20 protein-coding genes and 1 pseudogene are annotated in these 20,379 nt (G+C 64.7%); 6 read left to right on the top strand and 15 right to left on the bottom strand.

Going from position 1 to position 20,379, the window contains the following annotated elements; genetic code table 11:
* Nucleotides 1–78: 78 nt before the first annotated feature.
* Nucleotides 79–1,707 (top strand): thiamine pyrophosphate-binding protein, encoded by a 1,629-nt coding sequence (locus tag SKC41_RS28035; RefSeq protein ID WP_330980962.1) that lies wholly within the window; start codon nucleotides 79–81, stop codon nucleotides 1,705–1,707.
* 145 nt (nucleotides 1,708–1,852) lie between these two features.
* Here the strand turns inward: SKC41_RS28035 and SKC41_RS28030 are convergent, their stop codons facing one another.
* The 6 genes from SKC41_RS28030 to SKC41_RS28005 are packed head-to-tail and all read right to left on the bottom strand — an operon-like array spanning nucleotide 1,853 to nucleotide 8,404.
* Nucleotides 1,853–3,475: an AMP-binding protein gene (locus SKC41_RS28030; RefSeq protein ID WP_330980961.1), complete on the bottom strand. Its 1,623-nt coding sequence runs from the start codon at nucleotides 3,473–3,475 to the stop codon at nucleotides 1,853–1,855.
* Nucleotides 3,468–4,247 carry an enoyl-CoA hydratase/isomerase family protein gene (locus tag SKC41_RS28025; protein WP_330980960.1) on the bottom strand — a complete coding sequence of 260 codons (780 nt, stop codon included), beginning with the start codon at nucleotides 4,245–4,247 and terminating at the stop codon, nucleotides 3,468–3,470. The genes SKC41_RS28030 and SKC41_RS28025 overlap by 8 nt, the downstream gene beginning before the upstream one ends.
* The gene (locus SKC41_RS28020; protein WP_330980959.1) at nucleotides 4,247–5,401 is read right to left on the bottom strand and encodes an acyl-CoA dehydrogenase family protein; all 1,155 of its coding nucleotides are present in this window, start codon (nucleotides 5,399–5,401) and stop codon (nucleotides 4,247–4,249) included. Before SKC41_RS28020 ends, SKC41_RS28025 begins: the two co-directional genes overlap by 1 nt.
* A 12-nt stretch (nucleotides 5,402–5,413) precedes the next feature.
* Entirely contained in the window at nucleotides 5,414–6,316 is a 903-nt protein-coding gene (locus SKC41_RS28015) for a TIGR03619 family F420-dependent LLM class oxidoreductase (protein WP_330980958.1), read from the bottom strand.
* On the bottom strand, nucleotides 6,313–7,536 hold the full coding sequence (locus SKC41_RS28010; protein ID WP_330980957.1) for an amidohydrolase family protein: 1,224 nt from the start codon (nucleotides 7,534–7,536) through the stop codon (nucleotides 6,313–6,315). The genes SKC41_RS28015 and SKC41_RS28010 overlap by 4 nt, the downstream gene beginning before the upstream one ends.
* A gap of 52 nt (nucleotides 7,537–7,588) precedes the next feature.
* Nucleotides 7,589–8,404 (bottom strand): enoyl-CoA hydratase/isomerase family protein, encoded by an 816-nt coding sequence (locus tag SKC41_RS28005; protein WP_330980956.1) that lies wholly within the window; start codon nucleotides 8,402–8,404, stop codon nucleotides 7,589–7,591.
* A gap of 267 nt (nucleotides 8,405–8,671) precedes the next feature.
* Between SKC41_RS28005 and SKC41_RS28000 the strand changes: the two genes are divergently transcribed.
* Entirely contained in the window at nucleotides 8,672–9,838 is a 1,167-nt protein-coding gene (locus SKC41_RS28000) for a thiolase family protein (RefSeq protein WP_330980955.1), read from the top strand.
* A gap of 118 nt (nucleotides 9,839–9,956) precedes the next feature.
* Nucleotides 9,957–10,148, top strand: a complete 192-nt coding sequence (locus SKC41_RS27995; RefSeq protein ID WP_330980954.1) for a ferredoxin — start codon at nucleotides 9,957–9,959, stop codon at nucleotides 10,146–10,148.
* A 26-nt stretch (nucleotides 10,149–10,174) separates the two neighbouring features.
* Here the strand turns inward: SKC41_RS27995 and SKC41_RS27990 are convergent, their stop codons facing one another.
* Nucleotides 10,175–10,795, bottom strand: a complete 621-nt coding sequence (locus SKC41_RS27990; protein WP_330980953.1) for a TetR/AcrR family transcriptional regulator — start codon at nucleotides 10,793–10,795, stop codon at nucleotides 10,175–10,177.
* Between the two features lie 241 nt (nucleotides 10,796–11,036).
* Here SKC41_RS27990 and SKC41_RS27985 point away from each other — a divergent pair, with 241 nt between their 5' ends.
* Nucleotides 11,037–11,969, top strand: a complete 933-nt coding sequence (locus tag SKC41_RS27985) for a helix-turn-helix transcriptional regulator (protein ID WP_330980952.1) — start codon at nucleotides 11,037–11,039, stop codon at nucleotides 11,967–11,969.
* Between the two features lie 11 nt (nucleotides 11,970–11,980).
* On the opposite strand, the gene SKC41_RS27980 is transcribed toward SKC41_RS27985, so the two are convergent.
* Together SKC41_RS27980 and SKC41_RS27975 are read right to left on the bottom strand one after the other, a co-directional pair.
* The gene (locus SKC41_RS27980) at nucleotides 11,981–12,397 is read right to left on the bottom strand and encodes a Zn-ribbon domain-containing OB-fold protein (protein WP_330980951.1); all 417 of its coding nucleotides are present in this window, start codon (nucleotides 12,395–12,397) and stop codon (nucleotides 11,981–11,983) included.
* Complete coding sequence (locus tag SKC41_RS27975) at nucleotides 12,394–13,557, bottom strand: thiolase C-terminal domain-containing protein (protein WP_330980950.1); 1,164 nt, start codon at nucleotides 13,555–13,557, stop codon at nucleotides 12,394–12,396. The genes SKC41_RS27980 and SKC41_RS27975 overlap by 4 nt, the downstream gene beginning before the upstream one ends.
* 464 nt (nucleotides 13,558–14,021) lie before the next feature.
* Here SKC41_RS27975 and SKC41_RS27970 point away from each other — a divergent pair, with 464 nt between their 5' ends.
* The gene (locus tag SKC41_RS27970) at nucleotides 14,022–15,206 is read left to right on the top strand and encodes a CaiB/BaiF CoA transferase family protein (RefSeq protein WP_330980949.1); all 1,185 of its coding nucleotides are present in this window, start codon (nucleotides 14,022–14,024) and stop codon (nucleotides 15,204–15,206) included.
* 20 nt (nucleotides 15,207–15,226) lie between these two features.
* Here SKC41_RS27970 and SKC41_RS27965 read toward each other — a convergent pair whose 3' ends face one another.
* The 6 genes and pseudogenes from SKC41_RS27965 to SKC41_RS27945 form a co-directional block, all read right to left on the bottom strand.
* On the bottom strand, nucleotides 15,227–16,009 hold the full coding sequence (locus tag SKC41_RS27965) for an enoyl-CoA hydratase/isomerase family protein (RefSeq protein WP_330980948.1): 783 nt from the start codon (nucleotides 16,007–16,009) through the stop codon (nucleotides 15,227–15,229).
* A 43-nt stretch (nucleotides 16,010–16,052) separates the two neighbouring features.
* A complete protein-coding gene (locus SKC41_RS27960; protein ID WP_330980947.1) occupies nucleotides 16,053–17,138 on the bottom strand; it encodes an acyl-CoA dehydrogenase family protein in 1,086 nt (361 codons plus the stop codon).
* Nucleotides 17,135–18,343, bottom strand: coding sequence for an acyl-CoA dehydrogenase family protein (locus SKC41_RS27955; protein WP_330980946.1), 1,209 nt, complete (start codon nucleotides 18,341–18,343; stop codon nucleotides 17,135–17,137). The genes SKC41_RS27960 and SKC41_RS27955 overlap by 4 nt, the downstream gene beginning before the upstream one ends.
* A complete protein-coding gene (locus SKC41_RS27950) occupies nucleotides 18,340–19,248 on the bottom strand; it encodes an SDR family NAD(P)-dependent oxidoreductase (RefSeq protein ID WP_330980945.1) in 909 nt (302 codons plus the stop codon). Before SKC41_RS27950 ends, SKC41_RS27955 begins: the two co-directional genes overlap by 4 nt.
* Before the next feature lie 71 nt (nucleotides 19,249–19,319).
* Nucleotides 19,320–19,652 (bottom strand): annotated as a pseudogene (locus SKC41_RS31920) (acetyl-CoA hydrolase/transferase C-terminal domain-containing protein); the annotation flags it as partial.
* The gene (locus SKC41_RS27945) at nucleotides 19,541–19,951 is read right to left on the bottom strand and encodes a hypothetical protein (RefSeq protein WP_330980944.1); all 411 of its coding nucleotides are present in this window, start codon (nucleotides 19,949–19,951) and stop codon (nucleotides 19,541–19,543) included. The pseudogene SKC41_RS31920 and the gene SKC41_RS27945, both read right to left, overlap by 112 nt.
* 143 nt (nucleotides 19,952–20,094) lie before the next feature.
* On the opposite strand from SKC41_RS27945, the gene SKC41_RS27940 reads away from it, so the two are divergent.
* Nucleotides 20,095–20,340: a hypothetical protein gene (locus SKC41_RS27940; RefSeq protein ID WP_330980943.1), complete on the top strand. Its 246-nt coding sequence runs from the start codon at nucleotides 20,095–20,097 to the stop codon at nucleotides 20,338–20,340.
* Nucleotides 20,341–20,379 lie beyond the last annotated feature (39 nt).

The following is a 20,379-nucleotide window of genomic DNA, read 5'->3' as shown; positions in this document are numbered from 1 at the left end:
CAGCTCAACCCCTGTAGCGGTGAAAAAGCAGCCGATGGAACCATTTCCGCGCTGCCTGCGTGTGGTTTCATGGCCCCAATGTCCAACGAAGTCCTCGGCCACGTCGCGCTCGCCTGCGCGCTCGCCGACCAGCATGTCACCATCGTCTTCGGAGTCCTCGGCGAAGGCAACATCCACGTGCTCGCCGAGTTGAGCGAGTCTCACGGTGTGCATTATGTGAAGGCCGCCCGTGAAGACGGCGCCGTCTTGATGGCCGGGGGTTACACCGCGGTGACCGGTTCGGTCGGCGTCGCCACAGTGACACACGGACCCGGTCTGACCAACGCTATCACCGCTCTGACGCACCTCGCGCGTGGACGCGTTCCCGTCGTGGTGTTCGCCGGTGACACCGACGCCCGGATACCGCACGGCCGTCAACACATCGATCAGCCCGCACTCGTCGCCACCACCGGGGCGGGCTTCGAGCACGTGACTTCGGCCGACGGGATAGCGGACGGCGTCGCGCGAGCGATGGGACGTGCGCGATCCGAGAGCCGACCGATCGTGCTAAACGTCTCCGTCGACGTGCAACGATGCGCCACGAAGTACACGCCGTCCCGCATCAAGATCACCGAACCACAAGCCATAGCACCGGATCTCGCTGCACTCGACCTGGCCGCCGGCGCGATCGCGGCCGCGCGGAAGCCGGTGATTCTCGCCGGGAGAGGCGCCGTGCGCTCCAACGCACGAAAGTCGATTCTGACGCTGGCGGAAAGAATCGGCGCACCGGTCGCGACCACACTGCGCGCCAAGGACTTCTTCCGCGGAGAGCCGTTCGATCTCGGGATCTGCGGGACACTTTCGCACAGCGCAGCATTGAGCGCGCTCATGGCCTCGGATTGTCTGATTGCCTTCGGCGCCAGCCTAAATCCCGACACCACCGCCAACGGTTCGCTGCTGGACGGCAAACGCATCGTCCACGTCGACCTCGAGCCGGCTCACTTGGGACGCTACGCGGACGCCTCAGTCGCGGTGCACGCCGACGCCGAACGCACCGCCGCAACCCTCGTCGAGTGGTTTGACGAACTGGAACTCACCTGCTCAGGCGGACTGTGCACGGACACCCTTCGCACTCAATTGGCCGACTTCGACCCGCGTGACGAATACCTGCCCTACAAAACCGATCTCATCGATGGTCGGGACTTGACCCTGATGCTCGACCAGGTGTTCCCCGGCGAGCGCACCTACGTCTCGGACTCTGGCCTGTTCATGCTGCCGGGATACGCGTGGCTTCGCGTGACCGAACCGTCAGCGTTCATCGAAACGGTGGACTTCGGATCCATCGGTCTCGGACTGGCGACCGCGATCGGTGCGGCGGTGGGTCGCCCGGACCGCCCCGTCCTGCTCACCGTCGGGGACGGTGGAATGACAATGGAACTCCAGGAACTGCTGACCGCCGCCCGCTATGGTCTCGACGTCGTGGTCGTCGTGTTCAACGACAGCGCGTACGGGGCAGAACTGGCGATCACCGACAGAATCGGCAAAGGCCACGACCTCGCCCAACTCGGCCATGTGAACTTCGCCGACATCGCCGAGGCAATCGGTGTCGCCGGCCTGCGCATCGAGGGTCCCGGCGACATGGGAGCGATCTCCGACGCCATAGCACGACGCCGCGGTCCCCTGCTGATCGACGTCAAGACAGACTCCCGCACGCCTGTGCCCCATTAGTAGCCAGTGGCGCGCCGGTCAGGGGCGCCGCGGCTTGCGGAAGAGCGATCTCAACGCCTGCTCTCGGATGCGGTGATGCTCGACGAATACGCCGTTGGCGATCACCGCGGCCGCGCCGCCGTAGGAGTCGGGCAGCACTGCAGCTCTACCGTCGGTCCCAGCTCACATCCGCCTGCTCCCTGTCCCATGTTGCGGGTGTGCAGCCCTCGTCACGCAATTGGTACTTATGTATCCGACCAACTGCGCTGACTGGCAACGCATCCCGAAATTCGATGTAGCGTGGTAGCGCGAAGTAGGGCATACGCTCCTTGAGCCACTCGAAGAGCTCAATCTCCGAGATCCGTGCGTTGGGCTTGAGTACCGCCGTTATCTTGAGATCGTCCTCCGTCACGTCCGACTTCACCGCATGTACGGCGGCCTCGGCCAGGGCGTCATGGCCGAGAATGACCTGCTCGACTTCCTGACTGGAGATGTTCTCACCGCGCCGCCTCAGGTAGTCCTTCTTGCGGTCGGCGAAGTAGAAGAACCCATCGTCGTCGATACGGCCCAGATCGCCGCAATGAAACCACAGGTTGTTCATCGCCGCGGCGAATGCCTCTGGGCGGCGCCAGTATCCGTCGAACATCACTCCGGGGCGTCGTGGCCGACACACCACCTCACCGACCTCACCCACGGGTACTTCACAGTCGTCGTCGTCGAAGATCCGGACGTCGAAGCTCTCGATGTTTACCTTGCCTGAACTGCCGGGCGGTGCAGGCGAGCCGGCCGCCAGTGTGGTCAGCGGAAAGGCTTCGGTCAGCCCGTAGGTGTTGCCGCCGACCATCTGTACCCCAAACCGGGATCGCCAGATCTCTTGGAGCTCAGCGGGAAAAGGTGCGCCGTGCACCACGCGGATCTGCCCTAGGCACGCCGCCATCTCTGGCACCTCGTCCATCCGCGCGATCAGCGAACCCATCGACCCGAGCAGATTGACCACCGTGGCACCAGTGCGGCGCATCTCCGGCCAGAACCCCGACACCGAGAATCGGCCTGCGATCGATGCCGAGCTGCGAAGGAGCATGGTTCCAAGGATCGTGCCGCTGGCCAGGTTGAAGTGGAAAATGGGCAGCGGGCTCCAGTTCAGTTCACCCTCAGCGCGACCGCATTGTTCGATGAACCCGCGCGCGGAACTGAACACGTAGCCATTGGAGATGACGCAGCCTTTGGACGGACCGGTCGTTCCTCCGGTGTAGATGATGAGCGCCGTGGCACGGCTGGCCCGCCAGACGTGCACGGTCTCGTCGGGTTCCAGCAGATAATCAGACAGCGGCTCTACCGACACCGTGCCGATCTGGCTCGCCTCGACCAACCCGCGCACCAGAATCCGCTCCAACGTCGGAAGGTTGCCAAGTTCGGCACGTATCCGTTGGAGGAAGTCCAACTCGCACACCACGATACGCGCGCCGGAGTCCGAAACCACGTGAGCCAGAAAGCTGCCCTTCAGGGCGGTGTTGACCGGCACCCAGATCCCGCCGAGGAGGTTCACCGCGAACCACAGCGTCACGGCGTCGACGTTGTTGTCGAGCATCGTCACCACGGTGTGATCGGGTTGCACGCCAGCCTTGCCAAGTCCGGTCGCGTAGCCCGCGGCACGGTCCCAGATCTGGCTGTACGTGTACTGCTCGCCGCTGAAATCAAGGAACGTGCGATCCCCCAACTCGTCGGCGCGTTGGCGCAGCAGTCCCACAACGCTCAGATCGTCGTTGGATCCATACCAAACATCAACCATTGACCCGTCCTTCCTCACGTCCGTTGTGCCGCAGCGACCACGATGCGGGCCGACGGTCGGCATATGCGGCGAATCCTTCCTTCGCCTCGGCGGTCTTGATCGACGCCTCCACCAAGTGCTCGCCCACAGGTGAGATGTGTTCGTGGGCGGCCGCCTTCCAAGCCGCACGCGCTGCCGGTGCTGCTTCGAGGAGATCGGCGACTATGCCAGCCGCTGCGTCGTGCAGCTCGTCGTGTGGCACCACGCGCGCGATCAATCCCATTGCCATTGCCTCGCCGGCCGAGAACGGGCGCGACGTAAGAGCCAGCTCCTTGGCTCGGGCCAATCCGATGACAGGGGGCAGCAGCGTCGAGCTCCATGGTGCAGCGACGCCCAATCGAAGTTCCGGCAGGCGGAACCGGGCCCGGTCACTAGCGACAGCGACATCTGCGAGCACGGCGAACCAGACTCCGCTGGCCTGGCAGTGTCCGTTGATCGCGGCGACCACCGGCATGCCAGTGCGGTGTAACAGCCCAAACGGCAGGTCGTCTTCGCCAAGCGAAGTTTCATCGTTGGCGTGTGACGCGGGGTCCCCCCCGACGATGAATACGTCGTCGACGCCGGTCACGACGAGCGCGTCGAGATCGGAGTCATCCTCGACCATGCGGATAGCACGTCCTAGTCCGGCATACATCGCATCCGATAGCGCGTTGCGCTGCAACGGATTGTCGACTACGCACCACGCCGTTCGGTCGCGGCAGTCGATACGCAGGTGCTGAGTGCCCAGATCCACTACACGCTCAGCATCCTGCGGCCGATGATGTCCTTCATGATCTCGTTGGTACCGCCGTAGATCGACATCGCCCGACCGTCGCGCCATGCGCGTCCAACTGCGCACTCCTCCATGTAGCCGTAGGCGCCGTGCAGCTGAACGCAGGTCTGGAGTAGTCGGTTATTCAGGTCGGCACACCACCACTTCGCTTGCGCGGCTTCCTCTCCCGTCAATTCGCCGGCGAGATAAGCGATCAACTGCGCGTCGACGAATGCCTGGGCGACGTCGAGTTCGGTCCGCATCGTTGCGAGTTGGAATCGCGAGTTCTGGAACGACCCAATGGGTTGACCGAACGCGTGGCGCACCTTGCAGTAGGCCAGAGTGTCGTCGAAGGCGGCGCGGGCGTGTGCCAACGCCATCACCGCGATCGACAGCCGTTCCTGCGGCAGCATTGCCATCAACTGGTAAAATCCGCGGTCCTGCTCGCCGAGCAGGTTGTGCGCGGGCACCTCCACGTTCTCGAAGAACAATTCGGCTGTGTCAGCGGCGTGCTGTCCCAGTTTGTCGAGGTTGCGCCCCCTCGAGAATCCCGCCCGATCGGCTTCGACGACGAGAAGGCTTAGGTTTCGCCGTGCGGTGCCGTCGTTACCGCTGCGACAGACCACGATCACGAGATCGCAGTTGATCCCGTTGGAGATGAAGACCTTGGCGCCGTTCACGATATAGGTGTCGCCTTCAAGCCTTGCAGTTGTGGATATAGCTGCCAGGTCGGAGCCGGTGTTGGGTTCGGTCATCGCGATCGCGCCGACCAGTTCCCCCGAGGTAAGCCCTGGTAGCCAGCATTCCTGCTGGGCGGGAGTCCCGTACTTCAAGAAGTACGGGAGCACGACGTCAACATGGTTGGAGATGCCTAGACCTGCGCTCATCACCCCTTCTCGACATACCTCTTCGAGGAAGACAGCGTTGAACCGGAAGTCGTGCTGACCGCCACCGCCGAACTGCTCCGGGACGGACACCCCCAGGATTCCCGCCTCGCCCGCCCTCGCGAACACAGCCTTGTCGACGATCCCGGTGCGCTCCCATTGTTCGAATTTCGTTGTGAGCTCACGCTGGACGAACGTTCGCACCGAGTCTCGGAACATGTCGTGCTCGTCTTCGAAAATCGTCCGCTTCACGTCGAATCGCTCCTATGCGCTCGTGATCATGTCGACCAAATTTGGCAGCGCGTCGGCGATCGCACTGACGTCGACGTCGTGGATGGACTCGTGCCGCTCACCAACCTGCCACGGGGACAGCAGCAGTGAGTCCGCGCCCAGCTCGCGCAACTGGGCGACCTTCACTGGCGTGACCGAGCCGCGCAGACCCGTGCGTATCACGAATGGGCCGCAGTCGGCACCAACGGCGGTGCGCGCCTCCCGTAGCCGCGCGACCACCTCAGCGACCTCGTTCACCGAGTGATTCGCTCCCACCCAACCGTCTGCGAACGCGGCGCAACGGCGGGCGGCCGTCTTGGAAGTGCCACCGACGAAGATCGGAAGGGGTTGCGGTGGAGTCGGGTTCACCGCGACTGCGGCGAACTCGAAGAATTCGCCGCGATGCGCCACCGGTGCTCCGGTCCACAGCTTCGGTAGCAGTCCCAACATCTCGTCGAGCACCACGCCACGCGTGTCGAACCACACATTGCCCAGCGCCTCGAACTCCTCGCGCAGCCAGCCGACACCGACTCCCAGGTCGATGCGACCACCCGATATCGCTGCTGCAGTGGCGACCTCCTTGGCCAGCATCACCGGATGCCGCAACGGAGCAATAAGCACAGCGGTCATGAACCGGATCGTCGTTGTCGCAGCTGCCAGGCCGGTGATGGTGATGATCGGGTCGGGTAGCAACGTATCGGTCGGCAGATCAACCGGTTTGCCGTCACCGTAGGGATATGGCGACGAGAAATCAGCAGGCACAGCAGGGTGTTCGGACAGCGCAACCCCGCTCACCCCGGCCTTTTCCGCTGCCGTGGTGAGCATGGCCATGCCCTCCGTGGAGAGGAACGGCAACGACAGCCACACGTCCATCCCGCCGCGGCGGGGCTTGCTCACTCGCGTGTCGCTGGCGGCTCGGGCAGTTCGAAGTTGAACACCCGCGCAGCGTTGGTCTGCATGACTTTTCGCTTGACGTCGTCCGGTAGGCCGGCGAGTTCCTTGTGCGCCACCTCGATGCAATTAGGCCACGTCGAGTCGGTATGCGGGTAGTCCGTCTCGATCATCACGTTGTCGACACCGATCTTCTCGATCGACGCCACGCCGAAGGGATCCTCGATGAAGCATCCAAAGATGTGCTTACGAAACAACTCCGACGGCATGACCGATAGATCGAGGCCGCCGGTCTCACTGTGCTCCCCGACCTCACCGGTGGTCATATCGCCGCCGCCGAAGCTGCCTTTCGACGCCCAGGCACGCTGTACCTCAACGACGTGGTCACAGCGCTCGAGCACGTAGGGAATCCAACCGATACCGCCTTCAGACAGGCACAACTTGAGATTCTTGTACTTGGGCAGCCACGGGCTGAACAGCCAGTCGATGCACGCCGCGGCAGTGCTGGCGACCGGCGTTAGCGCGATGATGCCGATCATCGGCATATCCGGTGACGTCGACGGCAGCTGCGACGATGAGCCGAGGTGCATGCAGAGCGGCATCCCGGTGTCATTGGCGGCAGCGATCATTGGCTCCCAATATCCGCTGGGATCGTGAATGGACGGCAGTCCCAGCAGGTAAGGATTCTCGCTGAAGGCGATCGCCTTGGCGCCCATAGCCGCCGTGCGCTCGATCTCCTGGGCGGCCAGCTTGGGATCCCACAGTGGCAAGATGACCATGGGGATGAGTCGGTCCGGGGCCGCGCCGCACCACTCCTCAATCATCCAGTCGTTGTACGCCTTTACGCACAGCAGCCCTAGCTCGCGATCCTCGGCCTCGGTGAATTCCTGTCCGCAGAAGCGCGGAAACGACGGAAACGACAGGGACGCAAGCACACCGGCCCGGTTCATGTCCTCGATCCGGGCGTTGGGTTCGTAGCATCCCGGTCGCATGTCGTCATACGTCACCGGCTCCGGACTGAACTCCTCGCGCTTCTTGCCGGCCGCGGCAGCCAGACCCGTCGTGGCCTTGCGTTTGCCCTCGAACATCCAGGCCTCGCCGTTGGCGTCCCGCGTGATTCGCGGTCCGGCCTCCTTGAATTTCTGAGGCAGTCTCTCCTGCCAGACGTGCGGCGGCTCGAGCACGTGGTCGTCGACAGAAACCAGCCAGTTGAGTGAGTTGTCCATGATGGTCCTTCGTTGGTAGTCGGCCGTGCTTGTGACGTGATCGCGTCGCGCGTCATGACCTCGCGGCGGCAGTACTCGGGGTGCTGATGTTTCGGTCGGTCGTGTAAACCGCGAGCTGAGCCTTAAGCTGCGGTAGGGCGAACGTCTCGCTCTCCGCTGCGAACGCGAAGTCGACCACTTTCTCGACAGCAGCTTTGACATGCATGTTGAGGGCGCGCTTCGTGTCCCAAAGTGCCTGTTTTGGTTGATCTGCCAACCGCTCGGCGAGGCCGTACGCCCTGGTTAACAGATCCTCAGAAGGAACGACGTGATTGGCGAGACCAATGCGCTCGGCCTCCACGGCGTCGATGCGATCACCGGTGAACAAGTACTCTTTGGCTCGCAGCATGCTCGTCACCAGCGGCCAGGCCAACACGCCGCCATCGGCGGCCACGACCCCCAGGGTCACGTGCGGATCAGCCATGAAGGCGCCTTCGCTGATGAACACCACATCGGCCAAAACCGCCAGACTGCAACCTAATCCGACGGCCGGCCCATTTACCGCGGCGATCACCGGCTTGGGGAAGGCGAGCATCTCGGAGACGATCCGACGGGCCTCGGCCATGGTGCGGTACCGGAACTCGTCATCGTGAGACACTTTGGCGAGATACTCCATATCTCCGCCGGCCGAGAACGCCTTACCCGCGCCGGTAAGCACCACGGCCCGCACCTCGTCGTCGTCGCGCAGTGCAGCCCACACGTTGGCCAGCGCACCGTGCAACTCCTCGTTGACGGCGTTCATCCGCTCTGGGCGGTTCAGTGTCACCGTGCGCACGCTGCCTGTACCCCCAACGACGAGCACATTGGAATTGCCGTTGTTCGTTTCCACGCAGCATCCTCTCTCCCCGCATACTCCGTCTTGGTCACGTCGAACGTTCGCACCAATACGGGCTCCGGAACAGATTCAGACCATGCCATTAGTGGTACTGCCACCCTCGATGCACAACGCACCGGGGGGTACTGGCGCCACCCGATTGCTCCACGCGGGCTGGCGTAGCATCGCCACACGCGGGCCTGTCGCGGCGAAACCCGGCCAGCGACAGGACATTCGACGGTACTGCGCACCGTCCTCCCACCCCGACCCTGGAGGAAAACCATGCCTGAAGCTGTCATCGTCGATGCCGTACGCACGCCCATTGGCAAGCGCAACGGATCATTGGCTGACGTACACCCCGTCGACCTGTCCGCTCAAGTACTGCGCGCACTGCAGCGCCGCACGGGAATCGACGCCTCCGTCGTCGACGACGTCATTTGGGGATGCGTCAATCAGGTCGGTGATCAGGCCGCACAGATCGGCCGATACTCGGTGCTGGCGGCCGGCTGGCCTGAGGCCATCCCCGCGCTGACGGTTAACCGCGCATGCGGTTCCAGTCAGTCCGCGGTCGACTTCGCGGCCGGGTTGATACGCAGCGGTCACTATGACGTCGTCGTTGCTGGTGGTGTGGAGTCGATGAATCGAGTCCCGTTGGGAGCCGGCCGCGAACTCGGTCGCCCGTTCGGCCCGTTGGTGCGTAGCCGTTACAAGTCCGACCTGGAATCGGGGATCTTTCCCAACGGCGACTTCAACCAAGGTGTCGGCGCTGAATTGATCGCGAAGCAGTGGGGGTTGAGCCGCCGTGCACTCGATGATTACTCGGTGCGGTCCCATGAACTTGCCGCCGCCGCCATTGATCGCGGCGCCTTCGCTAGTCAGTTGGCCGTGCTCCCGGACAAGCCGGACTTTGTCACCGATGAAGGCGTGCGCCGTGGGACGTCGGTCGAGACACTTGCCGGGCTGAAGCCGTCGTTCCAAGCCGACGGGGTGATTCACGCTGGAAACGCGTCGCAAATCTCCGACGGCGCATCGGCCACTCTGATCACTACACCGCAGAAGGCCCGCGAGCTCGGGTTGATTCCGATCGTCCGCTACCACGCAGGCGCAGTGGCCGGCTCGGACCCGGTGCAGATGCTGACCGCACCGATTCCCGCGACCGAGAAGCTATTGCGCAGAACTGGATTGACCATTTCCGACATCGGCGTCTTCGAGGTAAACGAAGCGTTCGCCTCGGTGCCGCTCGCCTGGCAGGCGAACTTCGGGGTTAATGACAGGGTGCTGAATCCACTGGGCGGAGCCATCGCCGTAGGGCACCCCCTCGGGGCATCGGGCACCGTGTTGATGACCAAGATGATTCATCACATGCGCGACAAGGGAATCCGTTACGGCCTTCAGACGATGTGCGAGGGTGGGGGCACGGCCAATGCAACTCTTGTCGAGTTGGTCTAGGCCACGCTCGCGACTGTGCCACTGGCGTAGTTGACACTTCTACATCCAAAAGTAGTGGCCTACATGCTCTCATCGGTACGGTCTCGTAGCGCACCACGATTTCCGACACGATGACGGTATGAAGATCGTCGTGAATTTCGACCTCTGCGAATCGAATGCGTTATGCTGCTTCGCGGCGCCGGAGCTGTTCGAGGTTCGGGAGGATGAGTACTTGTACGTGCTCAACGAGAATCCATCGGAGAACCTGCGCGACAAGCTACAAGACGCCGTGAACGCCTGCCCGAAACGGGCGATCAGCATCGACAGCTGAAAGCCGAGCGGTCGCCGGGCGTGCAGTTACGTGTAAGCCCGTATGAAGGCGTCCACTCCATCGACGAGAATCGAATCGACTGCGTCCCAGCTCGATTCGTCGGTGATTGCGACGATGTCCTGCGCGAGGAGCATCGTCAGCGCGATGAAATGCTCGGCCGCCCGAGACGGGTTGTCAGTTCGAATCGCGCCCTGAGCGGCGAATTTTTCCATCCGTTCGATGAAGAGTTCCTTGGGCTTGTTGCGTATCGACCCCGGCACGCGCCGCCGAGCCGCGCCAGAGTTCACCAGACTTCGGAATTCGACGTAAGCAGACGATGCGAACGTGTCGGTTGCGACGCGGCGCACGAAGGCCAGCAGTCCGTCACGCAGATCGCAACCTGAGGGCAGTTCGTCTTCCAGCGCAGCCACGACGGTGACCAGCACCTTCTCCGCCGACCGTTCAACCACCGTGGTGTAGATGTTCTCCTTATCGCCGAAGTGGTCGTAGACCGTTCGCTTCGAGACCTCGGCGCGGGCCGAGATCGCATCGACGCTCGCGACGTCGAACCCGTGTGCAACGAAGAGTTCCTGCGCTGCGTCGAGAATCGCAAGTCGCTTGGTCTCAGAGCGCCCTCGCCCGCGCCTCCCGGAGTCGGCGGTGGTCATTCCGCGCATCCTTTCAAAACTGTGACGAATCTCAAACTACACTAGTCGGTGTAGTGTAGTCTTCACCTTGTGGACAGCGATGCTTGCACGTTGACACCGCAGCGTACGCCGCGGTGTCATGGCCCGACCGTCCCCGCCGCCCGCAGCTCGCCCGCGTATTTCTGGCATCACCGCCCGCTCACGACCAGTCCGCCGTTCAAGTCCGCTCGACGACCCCGCTACTGCGACAAGGAGTTGATCCATGCCCAACGCCAGCCTGACCATGCCCAGCCGCGTGCCACAGGTCCAGTGCGGCGACCCTCGCCCTCCCGACTTCGCCCCGATGACCGAGCGCAGCCGTGCGACATTGTCAGAGGACCGGGCCCGTCGCGAAGCGCTGGCGGCCTTCTTGCGCGCGCGTCGAGAATCGCTGCAGCCCGAGGACATCGGCATACCGCGTCGCGGTCGACGACGGGTAAAAGGACTGCGGCGCCACGAAGTGGCCGACATCGCCGCGGTGAGCGTCACCTGGTACACGTGGCTGGAACAGGGCAGAGACATCCACACCACGCCGCAGGTCATCGAAGCCTTGGCGCGTGCGCTCAGGCTCGACGACAAGGGGCACAGCTACCTGCGACGCTTGGCCGGCCTGACACCGCGCACGATCTACCTCGATCGCCGTCAGGTCGGCGGCGGCCTGGTCGCCCTCGTCGACAGCCTGTTGCCCAACCCGGCACACCTCATGTTGCCCGCTACCGATCTGGTGACCTGGAACCAGTCCTACGCGCGACTGTTCATCGACCCGTCGACGCTGCCGCCCGAACAACGAAACGGGCTGTGGATTCAGGTGATGTGCCCCGAGTTGCGGGAACGCCTGGTGAACTGGGAGGTCGAGACAGAGCGGGCGACGGGACGCTTTCGCGCGGAAGCCGCCAAATATCCGGGTGATGCACACTTCGCAACTGTCGTCGACCACCTCATAGCCGAAAGCGAGTTCTTCCGCGATGTGTGGGAACGACACGAAGTGCAGGGCGTCGCCGACCACGTAGAGACCATCAACCACCCCGACGTCGGTGAAGTCCGTGCCCGGCTCGTTCAACTTCGTCCGCTCGACCATCCGAATATGCTGTTGATGGTGCACATGCTCGACGACGAGGATTCCCACAGACGCGTGCAGGGCCTCCTAGGGAGCTGACACGTTGCGGATCAGCGGCGGCGCCACCGAAGTACCGCCACTCGCCTTCCCGCTCCTCCGAACTCGACTTCGTCGAATCCTACGTCGACCGGAAGGCCGATGCCCAACCCGCAGCCGTCGGAGGGACCGTCGACGTAGCCGGGCATGAAGATGTCGTCCTGGTCATCCAGGCGGACCATCACCACGGTGGTCGACTGCCCGGCGGGATCGGCCGGCTGATGACTGACGGTCCACGACGCTATGGTGCCGCGTCCACTCGCCGGAACCCACGTCGACTCGAACGAGCCGCAGTCGTTGCATACAGCCCGAGCCGGCCAGCGCAGTCGGCGGCAGGAGGTGCAGCGCTGGATCAGCAGTTCATGCCGCGCCAGTGCATCCCACCACGTCGCCGAGTCCGCATCAGCCAAAGAATGATTCACAACACTCATGCTGCCTTCTTGAGAAGGACGGCCCCGGTGAGGCCGCTGTTTATTCCGGGTTGAGCGGTCGACAGCGCCACTTCGGCGCCGGCGACCTGACGTGCACCGCATTCGTGGCGAAGCTGCCGGACCGCTTCGACCACGTGATTGAGCCCGTGAACGTAGCCCTCGGACAGATGACCCCCGTGGGTGTTGACGGGCAGCCGACCACCGGTCCGTGTGCCGCCCTCCGCGATCATCGACGCCCCCTCACCAGCAGCGCAGAAACCGTAGGCTTCCAGTTGCACCGGCACGAGCGGGGAGAACGCGTCGTAGAACTCGGCGACGTCGATGTCATCAGGGCCGAGCCCGGCTGCCTTGTACAGACGCGGCGCCATCTCGGCTGCACCCGATGCGATCAGATCGCGATGATGGTTGGAAGCTAGCTGATTTCCGCCGCCGGAAGCGGCGGCAGAGATCGTAACCGGTGGCCGTCGGAGATCTCGGCTACGGGCCGTCGAGGTCACGACCAGTGCCACGGCGGCGTCGGTCTCCAGGCAGCAATCGAGGAGCCGCAATGGCTCGGCAATCCACCGCGAGGCGAGGTAGTCGTCCATCGTGATCGGTCGGCGCATAATCGCTCTCGGGTTGAGTACGGCGTAATCACGTTGCACGATCGCCACACGTCCGAGGTCTTCCGCTTTGACGCCATACGCGTGCATGTAGGCGCGCGTGAACATGGCGAACTGCTGGGGCGCGGACACGTGCCGATACGGCATCCAATACTGAGCGTCGGACGACAATCCGGTCATCGCCGATGCGCCGGACATCCGCGGACCGGAGCGCCCGTTGAGCGCCCGCCATACGACCACGCAGCGGGCCTGCCCGCTGGCGACCGCGATTGCCGCCGCACTAAGCGGTGCGATGCAGGAACTACCACCCCCGAAGAAATCTTGGATGAAGCGCAGATTGGCGACCCCAATCGCCTGGGCCACCAGCGCCGGATCCGCGGAGTCCCCGACGCGGTGGCACGCCACTCCGTCGACGTCGCCACGGTTGAGGCCGGCATCGGCCAGCGCATCGTTGATCGCCCGCACGGCGAGCGTGAGCGTTGAAACACCGGATCGCTTGGTAATTTCGGTACTCCCGACGCCTACGATCGCCGCCGCATCGCGAAAGGGGTTGTCCACCTTGGATAATGTATCGGTGTACGCGCCCATTAACGTGGTGCGCTGACCACTAGCACCGTACGCGCTACACCCGGAAGCGGTCGTCGCTGCAGCGCACGCGAAACGCAGGCAGTCATCGGTGTTCCTCGGCCGGCCTCGGGCTCGGCCGCCTCGAAGCTGGGGCCCCATGCTGTGGGTGGTCGAACACGGCGACAGAGATCTTCATCGGCATGGTTCCTTCTCGGTGAGCCGGTGGAGACAGCTTGCCCGCGCCTCGGCGGACGAGTGGGGTTCAACTGCTGCTAGTAGCCGTCCTACCCTGCCTACCGGTGTCAAACGCAACGCTTGGGTCCCCGTCCGGCGTCAACATGGTGGCAAGTCAACCATTTTCGCCGCCTCCGGCCGCGGCTAGCGTGGTCGGCATGCGACGAGTGCTCCTTTGGCCGCTCGCCACGCCAGGGGACGTTCACGGAGAAAGAGAGTCCATGACGACATACGACCACAGACCGGAAGCGCGTGGCCCGCTGGTGGGCCTCCGGGTGCTCGACGTGGGTCAGCTCGTAGCCGGCCCGATGATCGGAACCTATCTCGCGGACTGGGGCGCCGACGTCGTCAAGGTCGAGCAACCTCGGATCGGCGATCCCATCCGCAAGCTCGGCTCCCACTCCGGGGCTCCGTTGTGGTGGAAGATCAACGGCCGCGGAAAACGTTCGATCGCCCTAGATCTACACCTGGAAGATGACCGCAGGCTGCTGCGAAACCTGGCAAGGTCGGCCGACGTCTTCGTGGAGAACTTCACTCCGGGAACCATGGAGCGCTGGGGATTCGACTACGCCACACTGCAATCGGAGAACCCCGGCTTGATCATGTTGAGAGTCAGCGGCTTTGGCCAAACGGGGCCGAACCGGGGCAATCGGGCCTTCGGCCGTATCGCGCAGTCCTTCAGTGGATTCTCATCCGTCAACGGGTTTCCCGACCGGCCCCCGATCCATCCCGGAATTCCGGTCGGCGACTACTTCGGCGCGCTCACCGGTACCGCTGCCGTGCTCGCCGCTTACATCGAGCGGCAGCGGTCCGGACTCGGCCAGGAGATCGACCTCGCACTTTACGAGGCCTCTTTCCGACTGATGGAACTCATGACCGCCACATACGACCAGGAGGGCACGGTGATCGGCCGCGAAGGCACCTCCAACACCTATGTCGCGCCGGTCGGCACCTGGCAGACCGCCGACGGTAAATGGTTCTCGCTGACAGCCAGCACGCAACCTGTGGCCGAGCGACTGCTGGAAACCGTGGGCGGACCCGAACTCGTCACCGATGTTCGGTTCGCGAGCAACTCGGCACGAGTGACCAATCGCGTGGAACTCGACGAGTTGCTCGCCAAGTGGGTCAGCAGCCACACCACCGGGGAGTTGCAACAGATCTGCGACCAAAACGACGTCGCCTACTGTGTCGAGTACGACGCGGCTGACATCTTCGCCGACGCACACTACCGCGCCAGAGGCACCATCGAAACAGTGACCGACCCCGTGTACGGGCCGATGCGGATGCCCGCGGTAGTACCACGATTCGGCCGCACCCCCGGCTCGATCCGTTGGACCGGTGAGGAACTCGACGCGAGCCACGATGACGTGCTCTCCGATCCCGCATGGACCGGCGGACTGCACTAGCGCTGGGTGGTGCCCGCTTACTACCGACCCGTGTAGTTGCCCACTCGCTTCCCCATCATCGCGGCAAGCGCTTCGGTGACGTCGTCGGTGGTTGCCAGCACCGCCACATGGGATGACACCAAGTCCAGTGCGGGCCGCAGCTCGAGGCTGGCCGATTGACGCGTGACGCGCCGGATCATCCGAACGCTGGCCGGCGGATTGTCTGCAATGGTCCGCGCCAGCGCGGTGGTCACCGGCAGGAGTTGTTCGGCTGCGACGACTCTGTTGACCAGCCCGATGCGTAGCGCCTCTTCTGCGTCGACGACGTCGCCCGTGAGCAGCATTTCGAGCGCCTTGGCGAGTCCGACCAGCCGAGGCAGGAAGTAGGCGCCGCCCCCGCCCGGCGCCAGCCCGAGCTTGACGTAGCCCTCCGAGACGCGCGCGTTGCTCGACATGACGCGCAGGTCGCACATCAACGCCATGTCGAGACCGGCTCCGACGGCGACGCCGTTGATCGCCGCGATGATCGGCTTGTCGAGATCCTCGACCGCAAGCGCGATGCGTTGGATGCCGGCGTGCAGGTCGGTCTTGCGCTCGAGCGGGGTGTGCGCATCGGTCAGCCACGACAGGTCGATACCGGCGCAGAACGCCTTGTCGCCGGCGCCGGTCAGGATCACGACGCGCACGTCGTCGTCGGTGCGGCACGCCCGCAACAGCTCCTCCCACTCCTGGATCATGGGCAACGTGAACGCGTTTCGCGCTTCCGGCCGATTGAGCACGATCATGCCGACGCCATCGTCGACCGTCCAATCGAAGTGATCCATGTGAGTCAAGCCCTTTCGTCGACGTTGCTGATCAGTGCACGTCTCAGAATCTGCCGGTGACGCAGTCCCAGACGTTGTTACAGCTCAGAGCCAAATGACCGACCCGACGTGCGTGGTGGCCAGCGCTGCCGAATTCGTCGGTCCAACTGCGGGCGCGCAACGTCGAGGCCCACAGCGGGTGCTCGACGCTGGTGCCGATCGCTCCGTGCAGCTGATGTGCGGCAGTGGTCACCGCGGCGACTACCGGGCCGAGCACTGCTTTGGCGACGGCCACGGCGTATTCGGTTCGGCCGCTGCCGAATCCGAAGTCGATGGCTGCTGCGACGGCCAGTGTGACTGCAGCGCGGCCGCGTTCGATGTCTCCGGCCATGGTCGCCAGCGCCTGCTGCACACTCTGGATGCGACTCAGCGGTCGGCCGAACTGCACGCGCTCGCGGCAGTGGGTCACCGCGGATGCGGCGGCGGCGTCGAGGGCACCGACGATCTGGATGCAGCGGGCCCACGCTCCCCGGCAGTCGAATTCGTCGGCAAGGGCTGCACCGACCGACGTTAATCGCGCCAGCGGCAGTCCGAATCCGACGTCGTCGCGCGGTTCCCCCGCAAGGTTCATCGCGTCGGTGACAAGACCGTCGACGCCGAAGGCGCCGACGTAGTGCGACGCACCGGTGTCGATCAGCAACACCAGTGCGTCGGCGGCGCGTGCCCACGGCACCCCGGTGGCGGTGCCGGTGACGATGCCGTCGCGGACCGCCCCGGTTGTGCGGGCGGCGGTCAGCGGACCGGCGATTGGCACGTCGACGCCAGCCTGCTGTCCCAGCCACGCCGCCAGCAGGTCCGTCTCGGCCACCGGTACCGCAGCGCTGCGACGGGCCAACCCATACAGCACCACCGCGAGGTCGGCGGGTCCGGCACCGTTCTCCGCGTCGCTGGTGAGCCGGGCAAGGCCGGTGTCCTGCAACGCATTCCAGAGTGGACCATCGAAGGCTTCTGGACGTCGGCGGCGGCCCAGGCGGGCGTCGAAGGAGCGTTGGCTGAGCTCGTCGACGAGTGCACGGACGTCGGCGAACTCGTCGGCGCTGGATACCGCCCCGAGTAACCCGCCGGCCAATACGTTGTCGAGGTCGGTCATCGCAGTCCCATTCCCCGAGCTACCACGTCGCGTAGGACCTCGTTGGTTCCGCCCCTCAAGGTGAACAGCGGCCGGTGCAGCCAGGCTGTGGTCAACATCGTCTTCAACTCGTGGTCAAGAGCCGCGTCTGGGCCCGCGCGGTCGAGCAGGTCGGCGATGATGTCGACGGATTCCTGCTCGAAACGAGTGCCGAGGTCCTTGACCAGCGCGGCTTGGTTGGCTGCGGGTCGGCCGGCCACCAGCCCACGGGCGACCGCGATCGAGAGTTGGCGTATCGATGTCAGCCGCGCGATCAGGTGTCCCACCTCGGCGGCGATCGACTCGTCGGTGTGCTGGCGGAGGGCAAGTCGCCCTATGGCTGCTGTGATGAGGGGCATCGTGGTCAGGATGCGCTCGGGACCGCTGCGTTCGAAGGAGAGTTCGGACGTGACCTGGTGCCAGCCGTTGCCTACCTCGCCGAGCAGGTCGGTGTCTGAAAGTTCGACGTCGTCGAGGAGCACCTCGTTGAAGTGGTGCTCGCCGGACATCAGAGCGATGGGGCTGATGATCACTCTGGGGGCGTCGCACGGCACCAGGAACTGGCTGAAACCGGCGTGACGATGCTCGGGATCCGGCGCGCTAGTTCGGGCGAGCACCACCACCTGGTGGGCATGGTGGGCCCCGCTGGTCCACACCTTGGTTCCCGACAGCGTCCACCCGCGTTCCGTCTTGGTGGCGCGGGTCTGCACGGCGGCGAGGTCGGAGCCCGCGCCGTGTTCGCTCATGCCGATCGCGGAGTAGAACCGGCCAGATGCAATCCTCGGCAGGATGCGCTCGCGTTGCGCCTCAGTGCCGTAGGCGAGCAGCGCCGGCGCGACCTGCCGATCGGCGATCCAGTGGGCCGCGACCGGTGCGCCGTGGGCCAGCAGCTCCTCGGTGACGACGTAGCGGTGTAGGTGGCCGAGTCCGGCGCCGCCGTACACGCGGGGAATGGCGATTCCGAGGAAGCCGGCTTCCCCAAGGCGTGCGCTGAACTCCTCGTCCCAGCACGATAACCACGAGTCGACGTGAGGCTGCCACCCGTGCAATTCGCGATCGGAGTCGAGGAACTCCCGGATCGACGACCGCAGCGCTGCGAGTTCGAGGTCGTTGGCGCACAGCTTCGCGAAGTTCGTTGTCGCCGAGACGCTGTCGGCGCTCGCTGTGGGATCGGTCGACGTGGTCATCGGCGGGTCGGCAAGGGTCCGGCGAGGCCCCGTGGCGCCGCATCCCACAGCCAGTTGACTGCCTGTCCCAGTTCGGCGAATTCGAGCCGCTCGCCGTTGCGGGCCACGTAATGGCGCGGTGCCTCAGAATAGCCCTCGATGCGGATGAGGCGTTTGCCGTCGATGCGAAGGATCTGTCCTGTGAGCCAGGAGGCTTGGGGCGACTGGAGCCAGGCCACGACTGCCGAACTGGCCGCAGGATCGAGTTCCGGGTCGGCGGCGCGCTGGTCGCCGAAATACTCCGCGCTCATCCGGGTCACGGCCAGCGGAGAGATTGCGTTGACCGCGACACCGTAGCGCTGCATCTCCATCGCGGTCACCAGAGTGAGCGCGGCGATCCCGGCCTTGGCTGCACTGTAGGCGCCCTGACTGATGTTGCCCCACAAGCCGGCGCCCGAGACCGTATTGACGACGTGAGCGGCCACGGGATGGTCCTGCTTGGCGCGGGCCCGCCAGTAGTCGCACGCGTGCTTAGTCACGGCGAACGTGCCCTTGAGGTGGACGTCGATCACGGCGTCCCACGCACCTTCGGTGGCGCTGGTGATCATCTCGTCACGCAGGATGCCGGCGTTGTTCACCACACCGGTGAGGGTTCCGAACTCAGTCACTGCCCGCTGGACCATGTCGTGCGCGTCGTGCCAATTGGTGACCGAGCCGGTGTGGGCGACCGCGGTCCCGCCGGCGCGGGTGATCTCGGTGACGACGGCATCGGCTGGCCCGTATCCGCCTCCGCTCCCGTCACGGTCGACACCGGGATCGTTGACCACGACTGCGGCGCCGCCGGCGGCAAGTTCGAGGCAGTGCGCGCGGCCGAGACCGCGTCCACCGCCGGTGACGAGGACAACGTGACCGTCAAGTAGTGACATACAGGGCCTTTCTCGATCAGACGCCGAACAGTGTGGCTATGCGGCAGCGACCAGTCGGCGTCGCGCAGGTCTGCGTAACCGGATTCGGTGACGACCACGTCGACGTCGTAGGCAGGAGTGGACGCCGGCCGACTCGGCCGATCCACCAGCGGGCTGCGACCGTTGACCGTCGACGGGGCGGCGATGATCGACAGTCCGCGCCGGTGCATGCGGGCGGCCGCGCAGAAGTCGGGATGCCCGCCGATCCCCCGATGAGCTTGCCGCCGCGGCCCTCCACGTTGGCCTGGCCTACCTAGTGGATCTCGACCGCGGTGTTCACCGCTACGAACGGAGCCCCGCGCGACAGCTGTGTGAGATCGTGGGTGTGCTGCACACCGCGCAGAAACGGACGCCCGTCGGCCCAGTCGAAGAGCACATCGGTGCCGGTCAGATAGGTGGCCGAAGGGTTCCCGTACAGCAGGCCGCGTCGAACCAGGTCGATGACAGCGCTGGTGAGTATGCCGGTGTCGATGCTCAGCGGCACTGTTGCACGGCGCAGCAGGGCCGTGCCCAGTTGGCTTGGGCCGTACTGGATCCGCGCCCCGGCGGGGACGAAACGCAATACCGCGTCGGCGAGTTGATCGTGCAGCGGCTCGGGTTCGCGGTGATACTGCACGGGACCGGTGGTGCTGCGACCGATGACGCGGACCTGTGCCGAGAACACCGGGGGGTTCGGCGGAAGCCATCGGGGTGGCGTCGTCGATGACGGCCAGTACCGGAACGCCGGAGTCTACCAGCGCCTGCTGGTAGGACACCTCGCTGCCGAAATGTATTGCACTGGAACGCGCGAAGAGTCGGGTGATCGGTATGTCCGGCTGCAGCCCTCCGGACAACAACTTCGGCCACGCCGAGAAGCGCGCCGGCACGAATCCGGTCGCCGCGCTGCGCAGCAATGGTCGCGCACCGGCCGCGGGCATCGGCACTGTCACCTGTTCGCAGGCGTCGGCATCGAGTCCCTCGGCGGGTGTGGGCAGCCAGCCGACTACCCGCCGGAGCCGGCCCAGATCCCTTGCGACCGAGCACAACACTTCGCACACCGACGTTCCGTCGTGAACACGATTCGCGATGCCGACGCCGTCGCCGAGCGCGACG

The organism is Mycobacterium sp. 050128, assembly GCF_036409155.1.
Lineage (GTDB): Bacteria > Actinomycetota > Actinomycetes > Mycobacteriales > Mycobacteriaceae > Mycobacterium.
The sequence above is the reverse complement of the archived record's forward strand: the minus strand, read 5'-3'. Positions and strand labels throughout refer to the sequence as shown.

Coding starts and splice junctions, on each gene's coding strand:
- SKC41_RS27990 (WP_330980953.1), bottom strand. CDS start 10,795: ATGACCACCGCCGACTCCGGGAGGCGCGGGCGAGGGCGCTCTGAGACC.
- SKC41_RS28010 (WP_330980957.1), bottom strand. CDS start 7,536: ATGGACAACTCACTCAACTGGCTGGTTTCTGTCGACGACCACGTGCTC.
- SKC41_RS27960 (WP_330980947.1), bottom strand. CDS start 17,138: ATGACCGACCTCGACAACGTATTGGCCGGCGGGTTACTCGGGGCGGTA.
- SKC41_RS27955 (WP_330980946.1), bottom strand. CDS start 18,343: ATGACCACGTCGACCGATCCCACAGCGAGCGCCGACAGCGTCTCGGCG.
- SKC41_RS28035 (WP_330980962.1), top strand. CDS start 79: ATGTCCAACGAAGTCCTCGGCCACGTCGCGCTCGCCTGCGCGCTCGCC.
- SKC41_RS27995 (WP_330980954.1), top strand. CDS start 9,957: ATGAAGATCGTCGTGAATTTCGACCTCTGCGAATCGAATGCGTTATGC.
- SKC41_RS28000 (WP_330980955.1), top strand. CDS start 8,672: ATGCCTGAAGCTGTCATCGTCGATGCCGTACGCACGCCCATTGGCAAG.
- SKC41_RS27980 (WP_330980951.1), bottom strand. CDS start 12,397: ATGAGTGTTGTGAATCATTCTTTGGCTGATGCGGACTCGGCGACGTGG.
- SKC41_RS27940 (WP_330980943.1), top strand. CDS start 20,095: ATGTCCGGCTGCAGCCCTCCGGACAACAACTTCGGCCACGCCGAGAAG.
- SKC41_RS27965 (WP_330980948.1), bottom strand. CDS start 16,009: ATGGATCACTTCGATTGGACGGTCGACGATGGCGTCGGCATGATCGTG.
- SKC41_RS27950 (WP_330980945.1), bottom strand. CDS start 19,248: ATGTCACTACTTGACGGTCACGTTGTCCTCGTCACCGGCGGTGGACGC.
- SKC41_RS28030 (WP_330980961.1), bottom strand. CDS start 3,475: ATGGTTGATGTTTGGTATGGATCCAACGACGATCTGAGCGTTGTGGGA.
- SKC41_RS27985 (WP_330980952.1), top strand. CDS start 11,037: ATGCCCAACGCCAGCCTGACCATGCCCAGCCGCGTGCCACAGGTCCAG.
- SKC41_RS27970 (WP_330980949.1), top strand. CDS start 14,022: ATGACGACATACGACCACAGACCGGAAGCGCGTGGCCCGCTGGTGGGC.